General features: G+C 58.2%; 14 protein-coding genes and 1 tRNA gene. 4 read left to right on the top strand and 11 right to left on the bottom strand.

Annotated features, from left to right (window positions below):
• Nucleotides 1-167 precede the first annotated feature (167 nt).
• From gltB to ACFSAG_RS06585, 7 genes are all read right to left on the bottom strand, one after another.
• Complete coding sequence (gene gltB, locus ACFSAG_RS06615) at nt 168-4,691, bottom strand: glutamate synthase large subunit (RefSeq protein ID WP_381512679.1); 4,524 nt, start codon at nt 4,689-4,691, stop codon at nt 168-170.
• Nucleotides 4,692-4,719: 28 nt separating this feature from the next.
• Entirely contained in the window at nt 4,720-5,487 is a 768-nt protein-coding gene (locus tag ACFSAG_RS06610; RefSeq protein ID WP_381512677.1) for a DUF2059 domain-containing protein, read from the bottom strand.
• Nucleotides 5,484-6,926 (bottom strand): NAD(P)-dependent oxidoreductase, encoded by a 1,443-nt coding sequence (locus tag ACFSAG_RS06605; protein ID WP_381512674.1) that lies wholly within the window; start codon nt 6,924-6,926, stop codon nt 5,484-5,486. The genes ACFSAG_RS06610 and ACFSAG_RS06605 overlap by 4 nt, the downstream gene beginning before the upstream one ends.
• A 144-nt stretch (nt 6,927-7,070) precedes the next feature.
• Nucleotides 7,071-7,871, bottom strand: coding sequence for an undecaprenyl-diphosphate phosphatase (locus ACFSAG_RS06600; RefSeq protein ID WP_381512672.1), 801 nt, complete (start codon nt 7,869-7,871; stop codon nt 7,071-7,073).
• A 102-nt stretch (nt 7,872-7,973) separates the two neighbouring features.
• On the bottom strand, nt 7,974-8,894 hold the full coding sequence (locus tag ACFSAG_RS06595; protein WP_381512670.1) for a complex I NDUFA9 subunit family protein: 921 nt from the start codon (nt 8,892-8,894) through the stop codon (nt 7,974-7,976).
• A gap of 97 nt (nt 8,895-8,991) precedes the next feature.
• Nucleotides 8,992-9,708: an META domain-containing protein gene (locus tag ACFSAG_RS06590; RefSeq protein ID WP_374611584.1), complete on the bottom strand. Its 717-nt coding sequence runs from the start codon at nt 9,706-9,708 to the stop codon at nt 8,992-8,994.
• Complete coding sequence (locus ACFSAG_RS06585) at nt 9,659-10,261, bottom strand: beta/gamma crystallin-related protein (RefSeq protein ID WP_381512669.1); 603 nt, start codon at nt 10,259-10,261, stop codon at nt 9,659-9,661. Before ACFSAG_RS06585 ends, ACFSAG_RS06590 begins: the two co-directional genes overlap by 50 nt.
• A 250-nt stretch (nt 10,262-10,511) precedes the next feature.
• Between ACFSAG_RS06585 and ACFSAG_RS06580 the strand changes: the two genes are divergently transcribed.
• A tRNA-Leu gene (locus ACFSAG_RS06580) sits at nt 10,512-10,598 on the top strand.
• A gap of 88 nt (nt 10,599-10,686) precedes the next feature.
• Here the strand turns inward: ACFSAG_RS06580 and ACFSAG_RS06575 are convergent.
• The 4 genes from ACFSAG_RS06575 to ACFSAG_RS06560 are packed head-to-tail and all read right to left on the bottom strand — an operon-like array spanning nt 10,687 to nt 15,225.
• Nucleotides 10,687-11,910, bottom strand: coding sequence for a cytochrome P450 (locus tag ACFSAG_RS06575; protein WP_381512668.1), 1,224 nt, complete (start codon nt 11,908-11,910; stop codon nt 10,687-10,689).
• A gap of 45 nt (nt 11,911-11,955) precedes the next feature.
• Complete coding sequence (locus ACFSAG_RS06570) at nt 11,956-12,816, bottom strand: fumarylacetoacetate hydrolase family protein (protein WP_381512667.1); 861 nt, start codon at nt 12,814-12,816, stop codon at nt 11,956-11,958.
• 32 nt (nt 12,817-12,848) lie between these two features.
• The gene (locus ACFSAG_RS06565) at nt 12,849-13,751 is read right to left on the bottom strand and encodes a VOC family protein (RefSeq protein ID WP_381512664.1); all 903 of its coding nucleotides are present in this window, start codon (nt 13,749-13,751) and stop codon (nt 12,849-12,851) included.
• A gap of 1 nt (nt 13,752) precedes the next feature.
• On the bottom strand, nt 13,753-15,225 hold the full coding sequence (locus ACFSAG_RS06560) for an aldehyde dehydrogenase (protein ID WP_381512662.1): 1,473 nt from the start codon (nt 15,223-15,225) through the stop codon (nt 13,753-13,755).
• A gap of 161 nt (nt 15,226-15,386) precedes the next feature.
• On the opposite strand from ACFSAG_RS06560, the gene ACFSAG_RS06555 reads away from it, so the two are divergent.
• From ACFSAG_RS06555 to ACFSAG_RS06545, 3 genes are all read left to right on the top strand, one after another.
• Nucleotides 15,387-16,034 carry a TetR/AcrR family transcriptional regulator gene (locus ACFSAG_RS06555; RefSeq protein ID WP_381512660.1) on the top strand — a complete coding sequence of 216 codons (648 nt, stop codon included), beginning with the start codon at nt 15,387-15,389 and terminating at the stop codon, nt 16,032-16,034.
• A gap of 85 nt (nt 16,035-16,119) precedes the next feature.
• Nucleotides 16,120-16,893: an HpcH/HpaI aldolase family protein gene (locus ACFSAG_RS06550; RefSeq protein WP_381512658.1), complete on the top strand. Its 774-nt coding sequence runs from the start codon at nt 16,120-16,122 to the stop codon at nt 16,891-16,893.
• Nucleotides 16,886-17,677 carry a 2-keto-4-pentenoate hydratase gene (locus ACFSAG_RS06545; RefSeq protein WP_381512655.1) on the top strand — a complete coding sequence of 264 codons (792 nt, stop codon included), beginning with the start codon at nt 16,886-16,888 and terminating at the stop codon, nt 17,675-17,677. Before ACFSAG_RS06550 ends, ACFSAG_RS06545 begins: the two co-directional genes overlap by 8 nt.
• Nucleotides 17,678-17,684 lie beyond the last annotated feature (7 nt).

Here is a 17,684-nt window from a genome sequence, read left to right as displayed (position 1 = left end):
GCTTTAATCCCATCCAATAACCGCCTCTGGGCGGATATCGTGACAGACCTCATCCGGGTCTGAACGGGTGCGCATTTAGCAACCGCAGGCTGACCTCGCACTGAACAAAGCGGTCAGATTCGAGCAAATAAGGTAAATGGTTGTAACTTGCGGGACGAATTGACCGCCTATTCGGCGGCGACACTCGTAACAGCATCCGAAAGAGGGTGTTCCAGCCGACTCAGCATTTCCTTCGGGCAAACCTGCCAGAATTCGCCGCGACGCCGCTCCCAATCCTCAAGGATCGAATTGGACCAGATGCTGTCGGTCGCCTGAGCGTGTTCGGCGATCAGGGCCTTGAGCCGCGCTTCCCAATAGACGCTGTCGAGCCTTTGCCAGATGATGCTTTCGGGATTAGCGCGTGACGCGAAGCTGCCATCAGGATCGAGCACGAATGCCATCCCGCCCGTCATACCCGCACCAAAATTGCTGCCGGTTTCACCGAGGATGACCGCGATGCCGCCGGTCATATATTCGCAACCATTGGCACCACAGCCTTCGACGACGACCTCCGCCCCCGAGTTGCGCACGGCAAAGCGTTCACCGGCTTGCCCGGCTGCAAAGACCTTGCCGCTGGTTGCGCCGTAAAGCACGGTATTGCCGATGATCGAGTTGCGATGGCTTTCAAGGTTCGAACTCACAGTCGGGCGAACGACGATCTTGCCGCCCGACAGGCCCTTGCCGACATAGTCATTGGCATCACCAAAAACTTCGAGCGTGATGCCCTGGCACAGGAACGCGCCCAGCGACTGACCCGCCGATCCGCGCAGCCGGACATGGACGTGATCGTCAGCAAGCCCCTTCATCCCATACAACCGGGTGATTTCGGAGCTGAGCCGCGTTCCTACCGCGCGGTGCGTGTTGCGCACATTATAGGTCAGTTGCATCTTCTCGCGCCGGTCGAATACCGGCTGGGCATCCTTGATGATTTGCGCATCGAGGCTGTCGGGAACCGGATTACGGAAGCCCTCGATATGGAAGCGTCGCGCTTCATCGGGAGCATCGACCTTGGCAAGGATCGGGTTCAAATCAAGATCGTCAAGATGCTCGGCACCGCGATTGACCTGACGGAGCAACTCAGTGCGACCGATAACTTCGTCGAGCGAGCGGAAGCCGAGGCGTGCCAATATTTCGCGCACTTCTTCGGCGATGAAGGTCATCAGGTTGATCACTTTTTCGGGTGTGCCAGTGAATTTGGCGCGCAAGCGCTCATCCTGGACGCACACACCGACAGGACAGGTGTTCGAATGGCATTGCCGCACCATTATGCAGCCCATGGCAACCAGGCTAAGCGTGCCGATGCCAAACTCTTCCGCACCGAGGATTGCCGCGATCACAATATCACGGCCTGTCTTCAGGCCGCCATCGGTACGCAGTTTCACACGGTGGCGCAGGCCATTGAGTGTCAGCACCTGGTTGGCTTCGGAAAGGCCCATTTCCCATGGCGTCCCGGCATATTTGATACTGGTGAGCGGGCTTGCACCCGTGCCGCCAACATTGCCGGAGACAAGGATGACGTCGGCATGCGCCTTGGCAACGCCCGCTGCGATCGTGCCGATGCCCGCTGCACTGACCAGCTTGACGCACACCCGCGCCCGCGGATTGATCTGCTTCAGGTCATAGATCAGCTGCGCCAGATCCTCGATCGAATAAATGTCATGATGTGGGGGAGGGGAGATCAATGTCACCCCCGGTGTCGAATGGCGCAGTCGCGCGATCATCTCGGTCACCTTGAAGCCCGGCAATTGGCCACCTTCGCCGGGCTTTGCACCCTGCGCGACCTTGATTTCGATTTCCTCGCACGCGCCCAGATATTCGGCGGTAACGCCAAACCGGCCTGAGGCAATCTGTTTGATCACGCTGTTGGCATTGTCGCCATTTTCATAGGGCTTGAAGCGCTTGCTATCCTCGCCGCCTTCGCCCGATACGGCCTTTGCGCCGATGCGGTTCATCGCGATGGCGAGCGTCTCATGCGCCTCTGGCGAAAGCGCGCCCAGCGACATGCCTGGCGTGACGAAGCGCTTGCGGATCTCGGTAATCGCCTCAACCTCGTCGAGTGGCACGCCTTCCTTGGGATAATTGAACTCCATCAGGTCGCGCAAATAGATTGGCGGCAATTCGCGCACCCCTGCAGAAAATTGCAGGTAGGTCGAGTAGCTGTCCTTCGCGACCGAGCTTTGCAGCAAATGCATCAGGCCTGCCGAATAGGCATGCGCCTCGCCATCCTTGCGCTGCTTGTAGAAGCCGCCAATGGGCAAGCGCGCCACGGCGGCATCGAATGCCTCGGCATGGCGTTCGGCAGCGTTGACGAACAACGATTGATAGCCTTCGCCCGAAATCTTGTTGGGCATTCCCGGAAAGAAGTCGTTGACCAGCGCGCGGCTCAAACCGACAGCCTCAAAATTGTAGCCGCCGCGATAGCTGGAGATGACGGCGATCCCCATTTTCGACATGATCTTGAGCAGGCCTTCGTTGATCGCGGTGCGATAATTTTCAACCGCTGTTGCAAGCGGCATATCGCCAAACAGGCCGCGTGCATGCCTGTCGGCAATTGAGGCCTCGGCAAGATAAGCGTTTACCGTCGTCGCGCCTACGCCGATCAGCACAGCGAAATAATGCGTATCAAGGCATTCCGCCGAGCGGACATTGACCGAAGCATAGCTGCGCAGACCCGCGCGAACCAAGTGCGTATGCACAGCGGCTGCGGCCAAAATCATTGGTATTGCAATATTTTGTGCGTCAATATTGATATCGGTCAGGAACAGTTCGGTTTGCCCCGAACGCACGGCAGCCTCGGCATCTTCGCGGATACGGCGGATCGCGGCGCGCAAGCCTTCCTGGCCATTAGCGACCGGATAGGTGCAGTTGATTTCGGCGGCTGCTTTTCCAAACGCGGCCTTCAACCGCCCCCATTCGCCATTGGTCAAAACCGGGCTATCGAGGACAAGGACGTCGCTGTTCTGGCCGGTTTCATCGAGGATGTTGGCAAGGTTGGAAAAGCGCGTCTTCAGGCTCATCACATGCCGCTCGCGCAAGCTGTCGATCGGAGGGTTGGTGACCTGGCTGAAATTCTGTCGGAAGAACTGGCTGATGATGCGTGGCTTGTCCGAAATCACGGCAAGCGGGGTGTCATCGCCCATCGATCCGACCGCTTCCTTGGCATCCTCAACCATGGGGCTGAGGATCATTTCCATATCCTCGAGCGTCATACCAGCCGCCACTTGTCGCCGGGTGAGGTCGGCGCGCGTCCAATCGAGAGGTGCGTCCTTGCCCTCTGGCAAGTCGGCTATGCTGCGGAATCCGTGGACAAGCGCCGCATATTCCTGCTCCGCAGCAATCCGGTCCTTGAGTTCGCCATCACGGTATAATTTGCCTTCGTCGAGGTTCACGGCAATCATCTGGCCGGGGCCCAGGCGACCCTTTTCAACGATGGTGTTTTCGGGAACGATGACCATCCCGGTTTCGGATCCGATCACCAGCAAGCCATCATTGGTGCGGCTATAGCGCAGCGGACGCAGCGCGTTGCGATCAACGCCCGCAACCGCCCAATGGCCATCGGTCATTGCCAGCGCGGCGGGGCCATCCCATGGCTCCATAACGCTCGCCATATATTCGTACATCGCCTTGTGGTTGGCAGGCAGGTTTGGGTTGGATTGCCATGCCTCTGGGATGAGCATCAGCTTTGCCGTGGGCGCTTCCTTGCCCGAACGGATGAGCGTTTCGAACACGGCGTCGAGTGCGCCCGTGTCAGAGGCGCCAGCAGGGATTACCGGTTTGATATCGTCCGAATGATCGCCGAACGCGATCGAGGCCATCTTGATCTCGTGGCTCTTCATCCAGTTCTGGTTGCCGCGGATCGTGTTGATCTCGCCATTGTGCGCAAGCGCGCGGAAAGGTTGCGCCAGCCACCACTGCGGAAATGTATTGGTCGAATAACGCTGGTGAAAGATGGCCACGCGGCTTTCGAACCGTTCATCCTGCAGGTCGGGGTAAAAGATCGACAGGCTCTCGGCGAGGAACAGGCCCTTGTAGACAATCGACCGGCACGAGAGGCTGCAAATATAGAAATCGCGGATTTGGGCGGCCACGACCTTTTTCTCGATCCGGCGGCGGATGAGGTAGAGGTTCTTTTCGAACTCGGTCGCGTCCACATCGTCGGGCATTGGCCCGGCGATCATGATCTGCTCGATCTCGGGCCGGGTGCGCTGTGCCTTGTCGCCAATCACCGATACGTCGACGGGAACCTGCCGCCAACCATAGATGGTATAGCCAGCCTCAATGATTTCGGCCTCGACAATGGTGCGGCACGCTTCCTGCGCGCCAAGGTCGGTACGCGGCAAAAACACCATACCCACCGCTAGCCGGTTGGGACGCGGCTTGTGCCCCGCGGCCGTGATCGCATCGTCGAAGAAACGGACCGGCAGGTCGACATGCAGCCCCGCGCCATCGCCGGTCTTGCCATCGGCATCAACCGCGCCACGGTGCCACACAGCCTTCAACGCCTCGATGCCAGCTGCGACCACCCGGCGAGAGGGCTTGCCATCGGTGGCGGCGATCAGGCCAACCCCGCACGCGTCGCGCTCGGTTTCCGGATAATACATGCCTTCGCGGGCAAGGCGCTCATGTTCGGGAGTGGGGAAGTACTGGGTCATGTCTTTGCCGTTTCCGGAAGAGGGGATTCTATGAGCCGGCGGCCTTTGAATCGGCTTTTTCGATGAATTCGCGAACGGTATTGATCACGCTATCAGCTGCGCTTTTTTCAAACTGCTCGGTGACACCGTTCAGCCACAGACGAACGATTTCCTGAACATTGGCCGAATTCGCATTCAGCTTACGCCCGGTTGCCGACATCCAGAATTTGGTCGATTGGATCCGCTCAGTTGGTGTCAGCTGCATGAAAATCTTCTGCGGCACCTGCGCGTTTAATTGGTCGCTTTCGGACTTTGTCAGACCATCGCCATTGGTCACAGCCTTCAGCATCTGATCCTGGTCGATCGATATGTATTCGAGTCGCAGCACCTTCTGCCCCAGCGGCGTCTGCAGGAAGTTGCTGATGGTTACGATCTCCGCAGGTGTGTAGGTCTGTTCGAAATGGGTCGCGAAACGGTCAAGCAACACAGGATGCTCGGTTGTCAGCGCGCTCTCCAACTCCGCAAGTTGGGTCGCGATTATCGCCTCGCGAACGCCGGGATAGGCGGCGAACAGCGCCTGCGCCTGTGCGTCGTTCTTCGTGGTCGCGTCAAATCCGTAAACGAAGGAATCCCGGTTTTGCGCGATGAACAGATCAAACGGGATGATAACGCGCGCAAGCGTCATGGCCTGCGGGGAGTGCTGCGCCGCGGTTGAGGCTGTATCATCCGCCCGCGCCATATAAGCCGGGGCCAGCGTGCTTGCGGCTAAAGCGATTGCCGAAATCCAGTTGCGCACCATTTTATCCCTCCCGATCACGCAGCCGCCTTGGTGGTGCGCACATTGGCGGCCATCCAGCGGTGCATATGTTCGACCACATCGCGGCCATCCTTGATTGCCCAGACGACGAGGCTTGCCCCGCGCACGATATCGCCAACCGCAAAAACGCCTTCGAGGTTGGTCATGCCGGTGACATGATCGGCACGGATCGTGCCCCAACGCGTGACGTTTAGGTCTGGCGAGCCGAAAAGGCCGGGAAGGTCTTCGGGTTCGAAACCAAGCGCCATGATCACCATGTCGGCGTCGAGGATGAAATCGCCTTCCGGGTCCTGCTCGGGCGATCGGCGACCGCTGGCGTCGGGCGCACCGAGCCGCATCTTGCTGACATGGACTTTTTCGACGCGCTCTGTGCCGTCAAATGCCTTGGGAGCGGCGAGCCAGACGAATTCAACGCCTTCTTCTTCGGCATTGGCAACTTCGCGCTGTGACCCCGGCATATTCTCCCGGTCGCGTCGGTAAACGCATTTGACCGACTTCGCGCCTTGGCGGATCGCGGTGCGCACGCAGTCCATCGCGGTATCGCCACCACCGATGACCACCACATTCTTGCCCTCGGCATTCAATGTACCATTATCGAAAGCGGGAACGGCATCGCCAAAACTTTTGCGGTTGGATGCTGTGAGGTAGTCGAGCGCTGCGTGTATGCCGGAAAGTCCGCTGCCGGGTGTTTTGATATCGCGCGCCTTGTACACGCCGGTGGCGATCAGGATGCTGTCATGCTTGGCGCGCAGCTCGTCGAGCGAAGCATCACGACCAACCTCGAAATTGAGATGAAATACGACGCCCGCCACTTGCAGGCGATCGACGCGTCGCATCACTACATCTTTTTCCAGCTTGAAACCGGGGATGCCGTAAGTGAGCAGGCCGCCTGCGCGATCATAGCGATCGTAAATGTGAACCTCATAACCGGCGATGCGCAATTGCTCGGCCGCGGTCAGTCCACCCGGGCCTGCGCCGATGATGCCGACCGATTGGCCGCGGGCAGGGCCTGCTTCGATTGGTTCGACCCAGCCTTCGGTCCAGGCGGTATCGGTGATGTATTTTTCGACGCTGCCAATGGTAACCGCGCCATGACCCGAAAACTCGATAACGCAATTGCCTTCGCACAGCCGATCCTGCGGGCAGATGCGACCGCAGATTTCGGGCATGCTGCTGGTCAGGTTTGAAAGTTCATAGGCTTCGCGCAGCCGCCCTTCAGCAGTCAGGCGCAGCCAATCCGGGATGTGGTTGCCAAGCGGGCAATGCACCGAGCAATAGGGCACCCCACATTGCGAGCAGCGCGAGGCCTGCTCTGCAGCCTTTTCCGGCGCATAGCGATTGGCGATTTCGCGAAAGTCCTCGGCGCGCAGATTGGGCTCCCGCTTTTCAGGAAAGGATTGGCCTTTGCCGACAAATTTGAGCATGCGTTCTTGTGCCATGGCGCGGCCATAGCGGTCGTTAAAGGTCCTTTTCAAGGCCTATCGACATATTTAGGACAAATAAACTGACCTAATTTATGGCATTTGAAACCAAGTTAGTTCCGCCTGCAACTTTATTTCAATCTATTAGGTCCGATATGGACCTTATCGCATCCCGAGCCATATCAAAGCAGCGGTGCCCGCTATGATTCGATACCAGGCAAAAGGCCCAAAGCCATATCGCGTCACCACCGCGAGGAAGGCCTTCACCACTGCCCAGGCAACAAGGAACGAAACCACAAAGCCGACCGCCAATAAGCCCAGATCATCGGCACTCACCTCGGCGCGATGCTTGTAGAGCTGCAGCACGGTCGCACCTGTCAGCGTGGGGAGGGCGAGGAAGAAGCTGAATTCGGCCGCAGTCTTGCGATCCACTCCCATCGCCATTGCCCCGAGTATCGTCGCGCCGGAGCGCGATACACCGGGGATCATGGCGAGACATTGCACCACGCCCACCATGGCGGAGCGTTGCCAGCTAATTTCCGCCACACCGCCCATTTCCTGCGGCTTGGCATATTTCTCCACCACCAATATCGCAAAGCCGCCGATGATCAGCGCCCATGCCACGATCACCGCATTTTCCAGCATCAGTTCGATAGCATCACCAAAGGCGAGGCCGAGGACGACGGCGGGAAAGAAGGCGAGCAACAGGTTGCGTGTAAAGGCCACTGCCTTTGCGTCCCATTTGAACAGTCCGGTGAACACTTCCCAGAAGGTCCGCCAATAGAGCACGACAATGGCAAGTATCGCGCCCGGCTGGATCGCGATGTTGAACAAGGCCCAGCGCTTGGCGTCATAACCCATCAGCTCAGTCGCGAGAATCAAATGCCCGGTGGAGGATACGGGGAGGAATTCGGTGATGCCTTCGACAATGCCGAGGATCACGGCGGTCCAGAATTCACTCATCGGTTTTCTGCCTTATCAAGTCAGTCGAAAAAGCACCACAGCCCCGAGCCTGCTGTCACAGGCTCAGGGCTGCGGTTTTGTCTGCACTAATAGGGTTGTGCCTCAAGCCGCTGCCGCATCACTAAAGCGGCCATGCTTGCGGTAGATATTGAGCCAATCATGCGCGACTGCATCGAGCGGGGTCGCGACAATGGCCAGCGCGGCGAGGCCATTGGTACCCGTCACCACATTGTCGCTCGCCAGCATCTTGAGCTGATCGCCGGAAATCGGCCCACCCGGAATGAAGGTCAAAAGTTTGGCCGCAGCATCAGGCACCGGCACGAACAGCTTGCGATGGCCGGTCGCCTTGGCAATCCATTCATTGAGCTGCAGCATCGAATAGGTTTCCGGCCCGCCCAGTTCAAGCGTTTCACCACCTGTACCTTGCAACGCGGCAACCACCGCGCGCGCGACATCGCCAACGAACACCGGCTGGAACCTGGTATCCGCGCCGATCACGGGAACAACCGGCAGCATGCGTATCAGGCCGGCAAAGCGGTTGATGAACTGGTCCTCACGGCCGAAAATGATCGAGGGGCGCAAGATAGTCGCGGTAGGGAAAGCAGCGCGCACCGCAGCCTCACCGCCTGCCTTGCTGCGTCCATATTCAGCGGCACTGTTCGCATCCGCGCCGATGGCCGACATATGCACCAACGCGGACAATCCGGCTGCGGCTGCAGCTTCGGCGACATTCGCGGCGCCCTGGCGCTGGATCGCATCCAGATTGTCGAAGCTGCCAACAAGGTTCACCGCCATATCCGCACCGATCAGGGCGTTGGCGACCGTCGCTGGCTTGGTCACATCGGCGGCGCATAGCGAAACCTGGCCAAGATTGCCAAGCGGCTTCAAATGCTCTGCGGTGCGCGTATGGCGCACCGCGACGCGCACCCGCGCACCGGCAGCGCATAGCGCCTGCACCACATAACGCCCGACAAAACCGCCGCCACCAAAGACGGTGACCAATTTACCGTTGAGTTCGCTCATTGCCTGCCCATTTGCTTATATTGGGGGGAGAATTGATGGGCAGCGCTTTGCACGAGGCGCGGTCAGGATTCAAGGGGGGAGGGTGCTCCTTCTCCCCCTATTTCCTGATGAAGCGGATGGTCTGGCCGCTTGCCGTGGTTATGGACAGCCGGCCATCATTTCCAACCTTCGCCGTCATCGCCTTGCCCAGCAGGTCCTGATACGCCTGCTCTTGCGTCATCAAAGCCGGCGCGCAGGCCATCTTGGTCGTTATCATCGGCGGATAGACCTTCAATTGTACACCATCGAGCTGGTAGCTGGCGCCATAGCCATTGCATCCTGATTTGCCGCCAACCTTGCCATCTGAACCAAGCGAAAGTGTCACTTCGCTGCCGCTGATGACGGGTTTTCCGCCGATGCTGACCGCTTTCCACCAGATATCCTTGATGGCGACGGTTGGCTCCTGCGGAAGAGGATGGCCGATTTCCTGTACCTCAACCCGCTTGGTTCGCCGGTGATACAGGCACAGCATTTCTGCCTTCGCCCCCTTCATATGCGGTTGCGGCCAGGTGCCGCTCACGACACGCGCGTCGATCAACAGCCTGTCCGAATAGCGGATGGGCGGGCCCGTGACTGCATCGTTAAGCCCTGCTGCCTTCAGGCATGCGGCTTGCGATGCCTTGTCAACCTGCATCCAGCTTGCCGGCGTTGCACCGAAAGCGGCAGGGGCAAAGGCGACCACACCAATGGTGGTCGCCGCTATCGTTGCCAATTTCCGCATTGCCTCAATATCCGGTGCGGGTGCAAAGCACGTCTGCCAGATAGACGCGTCCATTCACGGTCTCCTGCCGCTGGCTTGCCGATCCGCTCCAGCCCATCGATTTGCAGAAACGGTCTGCCGTGGCGGCTGCGCAACTGGAAGTCGCCCCTCCATTTTCGCAAGATAGCAGCCGGCGTCCATCGCGCCCGCCCGGTGCGGGGAAGAATTCAGCGGCCATTCCGCGCAACGATGTGCCTGCAGGCGGGTGGATGATGGCGGGCGGCGCATAGCCCAAGGGGCGCATCGACTGGACCATGTACATTTGCGGAGCAAATCGACGGATGTCGGGCTCGTCCGCCGATACGGTAATGCATGGCGCGCGGAAACGGCTGCGGGCGCACAATTCCCAAGTGCCCGATCGTACGCGGATCGACCGCACCGACCAGCGCAATTCAAGGTTGGATTTGGCTTCGCCCACGAAGACCGCCGGCCCCTGGAACCCCGGATCTCTATAAATGGTGGCTTCGCCGCGCCCGATCGGGGCCATCTTGTCGGTTTGGGCTGCGCTGGCGCTGGTAAGTGCTGCGGCGCCGGTTGCGAGCAGCAGCAGGATTGTCGACTTGTTCATATGCCTTCTCCCTCTCGAAAGATTAAGGCTCGCGCGACAGTCTTTTGGCTTTTCGCGCAAGGGTGTGCGACCCTTATGAGGCTGTGAAATTGCCACATGGCGTGGCGAGACGCCAGTACAGTATTTTGCCTGTTGCAGGCAGTTCGACTTTTTTAGCCATCACCCCTGCGCAGGCGTTGACAAAGCCGCACCAAGCCTTAAAGGAGCCCGCCTACCCGATGCGGAGACGCTTTTGTCCCCAGCATCCCGTGCCCAGATGGCGGAATTGGTAGACGCACCAGCTTCAGGTGCTGGCGCTCGCAAGGGCGTGGAGGTTCGAGTCCTCTTCTGGGCACCATTTCTTCGTTCAGCAATGTTCACTAACGGTTGAAAAACCGCAGGAACATGCTGGGAATCCCTTCCTTTGGTTCAATGGCTGTATGCCGTCAAAAGCGGACGGGCATCTTGATGATCGCATTGAACCATACGGAGCGCAGCCATTCCGGTTCGCCGATTAGGCGGATTTCCGGCATGCGGGTCACGACTTCTTTCAACAGCGCACGAAGCTGCATCTTTGCAAGTCGCGCGCCTATGCAAACGTGCGGCCCGACGCCAAAGGCAAGGTGGCGCTTTGCATTGGGGCGGGTGATGTCGAAGCGGTGCGGGTCTTCAAATATCGAAGGATCGCGGTTGGCCGCGGCATAAGACAGATAGATATTGTCTCCCTTTTTTACCGGATAACCGCCAATTTCGGTATCTTCGGTGGCTGCTCGGGTGAAGTTGGTTGTGGTCGAAGTGAAGCGTAGGACCTCATCGATGGCATTGTCGATATGGGCGTCGAAATCACTGCGCAGAAGCGCATATTGCTCCGGGTGCTTATGCATCAGATACACAAAGTGCGCGGCGGTGGATCGTGTGGTTTCGTGCCCTGCCATTGCAAAGACCAGCACAAACTGATTGATCTGCATCGGATCGAGATTGAGCGTCGTGTCGTTGACCATGGCGCTCAGCAAGCGGCCGTCGGGGTTCCGCCTTTTCTCTTCCGCAAGCTCTTGCGCGAGGGCGAAAAGGCCCATCATAGGATCGAGCGATTGTTCCGTCTGGTTTTCAACATCGGCCAGCGCATTGCCATATTCGGCAACCTGTTCACGCAGATGGGGAGGAATACCCATCAATTCGCAGAATGTGTAAATGGGCAGGCGGGCTGCAACCTCTGATACGAATTCGCACTGACCTTTTTCGGCGGCCGACGCCACGATTTCGGCAGCCATTCGCTCGATCTCAGGGGCAATCTCAGCGAGGGCCTTTGGCATGAAGGGCGGAATGATGACCTTCTTGACGGCGTTATGATCTGCCGGTTTCATCATCATGAAATTCGCGCGCTGCCTTTCGAGCGCCTCTCCCTCAACCGCCCAGACAACAATTCCTGCCTCGTGGGAACTGAACAGTTCCTGGTTCATCGAGACATCCTGAACATCCTTGTACCGTGTCAGCACCCAAAAGGATTTGACCCCCGATGAGTCTGGAAATCGCGACAGGTAGCCGGGATTTGCCGGGTTCCAGTGCACCGGATCATTTTCGCGCCAATGGTCGAACAGGCGGTGCGGCGGGCCTTGCTCTGCAGGAAAAATTTCCGGGTCAAGGATATTGGTTTCCATCAAGCTGCTCATTTCAAACTTTCCGCTCACTCTGATGTCTATTGATCTATTCAGGCCTCAGTCCTTGCGTGCGTCCTGCTCGGCCCACCAGTCGCCGCCACGGGCGACACGGACCACGGCCTCGCTGTCTGTGGGGCCGTGTCCGACATTATGGATTGGTGCGGGGATTTCCTGGACTGTGTTGGTGAGCCTGCCGACGCCGGTCACTTCAACCTCGACAACATCGCCGATGTTCATTGGGCGGCTGTTTGCCGGCGTGCCGGACAGTATAAGGTCACCCGGCAGCAGCGTTATGTGGCGGCACAAGTCAGCCAGTATGTAGGGAATATCGAAGGTCATCTCGGCCACTGCGCCTTCTTGCACGACCTTTCCGTTGATGTAGGTTCGCACAGCCTGTTCACGGATGTCGACCCCCCGGACGATCCCCGGGCCAATGGGGCAGAACCCATCCTGGCCCTTTACACGCAGCATTGAGCCAGCATCGGTGTCGCGGAAATCCTGTGCGCCGACGTCGTTAACCGGTGCGAAACCGGCGATGTAATCCCAAGCATCGGCCGGGCCGACATTGCGCATGGGCTTGCCGATGACGACGCCGATTTCGCCCTCATAGTTGAGATATTGGCAATCGGCCGGGCGTGACAGTTTTCCGCGGTGTCCGTTGAGCGTCGTCAGCGGCTTTTGGAAATAGGTTGGCGTTACCAATTCGGGTGCGCGAAACTCCACGCGGCGGGAATCATAGTTGAGATGGATGCAGATGATCTTGCTGGGATCGCACGGGGGCAGGTAGACTGCATCGGCCTCGGCGACGGTGCGTCCATCACCCAGCCGCAGCCTGTCATCTTCCGGGCGAACCCATTGCGGGGTTCCTTCCAATAGAATTCGGCGCCATTCCTCGCGCGGTCCATCAAGTACCGACATGCTCTCTCTCCCCAAATATTGTTTTTTGGCCGTCAGGCCGGAACCATGAAGCCCTTCATGTTTTCCATCACTGGATCGTGGCCAAAGGCATCACGCTGGTAATATTCCGATTGCCCGGTTGGCTGGCGTCCACCCCAGCCAAGTTCATTCAGGAAGCCCGACGGGTTTTTGAAGTAGAAGGAGAAGTTATGATCATTTGCATGGCTGCCGGGTTCAATCACCACAGGAATTCCTGCTCGCTTGACCAGATCGTGCGCCAATCCCACATCTTCGATGCGCTCGAGTTCGAACATCAAATGGTTGATGCGCTTATCCTCGGGTGGACCAAAGGCCAGTGTATGCTGCCGTTGGTTGCAATGCAGGAACATCAGTTCGACTGGTTCCGGCATCATCGGCATCGGAATCTTGTATTCCACCCCACCGCGTAAGCCGAGCAGAGTGTAGAAAGCGTGGATCTCGTCGAACTCTGCGCGGCGATTGACCATCATATGGCCAAATCCACCGCCTGCGGTTTTGAAACCGGCATGCATTCGATGGCCGGGGTGGAATGGCTTGTCATATTGGACAAGCGGCCCATGAAATAACTCGATCGGAATGCCGTTCGGATCTTTGAGGAACATGATCTCCAGCACGTGGCGGGCTTCAGCCTCTTCCTTCGATCCAATCTTCACGGCAATGCCGGCTGCCTCCAGCCGTTGAGCCATTTCCCGAAATTCCAGTACGCCGGCAACACGGAGCCCCATGGCGGCAAGATCGTCGGTGCCGTCCTCGATCAGTTTGATCCTGTGGTGCCAGTAATCCATGCGGAGATAGCGCGTCTTGGCGGTCTCACCTGCCACAACTTCCAATCCAAGGATTTGTGATGCGAACGCGTCCCACGCTGCAAGATCACTCACTCCGATGGTCACATAGCCCAGTTCAGTGACTTCACTCATATCAGGCTCCTCCTGCCGTGAACGATCCTTTGCGGACCGCGATATTTTTGATGTCGGAATAGAAATCGAAGCTCCACGTGCCGCCTTCGCGGCCAATGCCGGACACGCGGCTGCCACCAAAGGGCGCAGCCAGATCGCGGACGAAGAAGCAGTTTACCCACAAAGTGCCGGCGACCACTTGCGAGGCAATCCGCATGGCGCGCGCCTCGTTTCCGCAGAACAACGTTCCCGCGAGGCCAAATTGGGTGCCGTTGGCGACGGCGATCGCCTCTTCGTCATCGGTGAAGGTTTGCCAAGTCAGGACCGGCCCGAACACCTCCTGCTGGGAGATTTCGGCATCGGGTGCGACACCTGCAAACATGGTCGGCTGGAAATATAATGCACCGGCGTCGGACTGCGATCCTCCCCAGAGCAACTCCGCTCCCGAAGCTTTGGCGCGATCAACAAAGCCGCTAACGCGCGCAAAATGTTCGGGGTGGATGAGCGGGCCCACACGCGTCGTCGCAGCACGTGGATCCCCCACGTTCATTTGCGCAACCGCAGCCCGGACCTTGGCGAGAAATTCCTGTTCGATCTTCGCTTCGACCAAGATACGCGTCCCGGCCAAGCAAACCTGTCCAGCGTTGATATATTGCCCAGCCACTGTCTGCGCAGCAGCATCGAGATTGGCGTCGGCGCAAACAATGAATGGGGATTTTCCGCCCAATTCCGCGCTCATTGGGGTGACCGAACGGGCAGCTGCCTGGCCGATTATCTTGGCCGTGGGCACAGAGCCGGTGAAGCTGATCCGGGCAAGGTCTGGATGGTTGACCAAAGCTTCGCCAGCTATTTCGCCAATGCCTTGGACAACGTTCAGGACACCTGGTGGCAAGCCTGCCTTTTCGGCGATCTCTGCCAGCAGCGAACAGGTCAATGGAGCCCATTCGGGCGGCTTGATCACCACTGTATTGCCAGCGGCCAGTGCCGGGCCAACCTTCCATGTTGTTAACATCAACGGCGCATTCCAGGGCGTTATCAGCGCCGCGACACCGGCCGGATCATAACGCACATTGTTGGTGACTTCTTCATGCTCGATCTTGTGATCCAGCAGTGTCAGCGCCCAATCGGCGAAGAAGGAAATATTCTGTGCCGCGCGCGGCACCATGCGGTGCAGATTGCCCTGCAACAATGAGCCATTGTCGGCGGTTTCGACAGCCGCAAGATCGTCAGCCCGGGCGAGAATTTCCTTGGCAAAGCCATGCAGAATAGGTTGCCGTCCCTTTGCGCCAAGTGCGGCCCAAGCGGGAAAGGCGCGATTTGCAGCATCAACCGCCATGTCCACATCAGCCTGTCCGCCAGCCGCGACATCGGCGAGATGGCTACCATCGATCGGCGAGGCAGTCGCGAAGCGATCAGCTCCGGCTACACGCTTACCGTCAATCCAATGATCGAGTGAAACCGATACTCCCGCGATTTGTGCGTGGTTGTCAGACATTGCCTCTCCCCATTCATCCCGGCTTGCACCGCCATATTAAAAGTGTGCATTTTCCGCGATTCGCTTAATTGATATCGCTCAATAATGACTATAGTCAATTTAATTTTGGTGCTATTGGTGTAGAACGTTGACATCGCTTCGTGCAGGCGGGAAAATTGGGCATGGCTGAAACCAAGACGAAATCACCTATGGCATCCGGTGTCGATCCGACACCGCCGAGAATGGGGCGACGCGAGCGGAACAAACTTGAGAAGCGCGCTCGCATTGTGGCTGCGGCGCGACGATTGTTTGCTGAACAAGGCTTTGCCGAAACCACGACTGTCCAGATTGCCGAAGCAGCGGATATCGGCACTGGCACATTGTTTCTTTATGCCAGATCGAAAGAGGACCTGTTGATACTCGTCTTCAAAGACGAGATGCTGGAAGTTGCGAAGGAGTCCTTCACCGAGCCGCCCGAGGAGCGCTCGGCAATCGAGCGTATCATGTCGGTATTCGCACATATGGTGGATTACCATGAAAGGGATCTGGAGCTTTCCCGGATCTTGTTGCGTGAGTTGTTGATTCCCTATGATGCTCGCCAGTCTGAAGTTAATGAACTGGTGAGTGTTATCTTCGGAGGACTGGAACAGATCATTCGCAGCGGGCAGGCCAAAGGGGAAATAAGAGAGCAACTTGAACCGGCAACAACCGCACGATCTTGTTTCGCACTTTACTATTTTGGGTTGCTCCGCTGGCTTAGCAACAGCGTCAGCCGCGAGGATTTCCTGAAGTTCACAGCAGAACAAGTCCGCGCGCTGTGCAGCGTCTAAGCACTAAAGTTGACTGCAATCATATTTGATTATAGTCACCGTAATCCGAGAGTCGCTAGAAGCGATCAAGGAGGTGAGGTGACCAATGCAGATCAAGGAACGATGGCGCCGGGGTGAAGTAACGCTGGGTGCCTGGCTCATGGTCCCGAGCCCGCTTACAGCTGAAATCCTTTCCAAGGGCGGTTTCGACTGGGTGCTGGTCGACATGCAACATGGCTGCATGGACTATGAAACGGCGGTGGACATGATCCGCGCAATCGATTTGTCTGGAGCCACGCCGATTGTTCGTGTTCCTTGGAACGAACCCGGCATAATCGGCCGAATGCTCGATGCGGGTGCCATGGCGATCGTTGCACCCATGATCGATAGCGTCGAGGATGCACGCAAACTGGTCCGCGCGTGCCGCTATCCTCCAGCCGGCGGGCGCAGCCTCGGCCCGATCCGGGTCGGCGCGCGCGATGGCGCGGGCTATGTTGGTACAGCGAATGAGCGGGTCTGCGTCATACCCATGATCGAGACCGCGGCAGCGCTTGAATCTGTCGAGGAGATCGCCGCAGTCGAGGGGGTTGATGCGCTGTTCGTAGGGCCATTCGACCTTTCGCTCGCCTTGGGGCTTCCTCCCGGAGACAATGATGGCAAGCCTGCGTTCGATGCAGCGATTGCGCGGGTCAACGCTGCCGCACGCGCGCATGGCATCGCAACTTCGGTGCTGTCCAATCAAACGCTGGCTCCTCTTCGGGCCAGCCAGGGATTCCAGATGATTTCCGTGATTACCGACAGCCAGGCATTGGCAATCGCCGGTGCCCAAAGTCTGGCCGCGGCCCGCGCAGAAATCGAAAGGAACACTTCGGATGCTTGACGCCCAAACCCGTACGAAAATTCTGGCGGATATCAACAACGTCTATCAGACGCGCAAACCTTTGCCCCTGCTGACCAAGACTTATCCGGAGATTGAGATCGCAGATGCCTATGCAATCCAGCAGGAATTCATTGCACAACGGATAGCAGACGGACGAAGGATCAAGGGCTACAAGGTCGGCCTGACTTCAAAGGCGATGCAGGAAACCATGGGCTCAACTGAGCCGGATTTCAGCAGCATGACCGACGATCTGTTCGTGCCCGAAGACACGCCGCTCGACATGGCTAACTTCTTTCATCCGATGATCGAGATCGAAGTCGCGTTTGTGATGAAGCATGCATTGAAAGGACCCGGCATACAGCCGGTCGACGTAATCCGGGCAACCGATTTCGCCCTGCCTTCGATCGAAATTGTGGATTTTCGGGTTGGACCAGGCCCCGGCATGACCATCACCGATACGGTTGCCGATCTTGCGGCCTGCGGTGCGGCAGTATTGGGCGCCAATCCGCGGCGTCTTGACCAGCTTGATCTGCGCACGATGCGCGGAGAGATGGTGATCAATGGCGAAGTGGTGCAGAGCGGCCTCGCCGCAGCTGTGCTCGGCAATCCCGTCACTGCGGTCGCTTGGCTCGCCAACAAGCTGGGCGAGTTCGGCGTGACTTTTGAACCTGGCGATACAATCCTTACCGGATCCTTTGTCCGCGCCATGCCGGTTAAGGCGGGTGATTCCGTCGTCGCACGCTTTGACCAGGGCCTTGGCGACGTGAAGACGGAATTCGTTTGAAAACCGA

Origin of the sequence: Sphingorhabdus buctiana (assembly GCF_042680825.1) — a bacterium.
Lineage (GTDB): Bacteria > Pseudomonadota > Alphaproteobacteria > Sphingomonadales > Sphingomonadaceae > Sphingorhabdus_B > Sphingorhabdus_B buctiana.
Note: the sequence above shows the minus strand (reverse complement) of the source record. Positions and strands in the feature narration are given on the sequence as shown.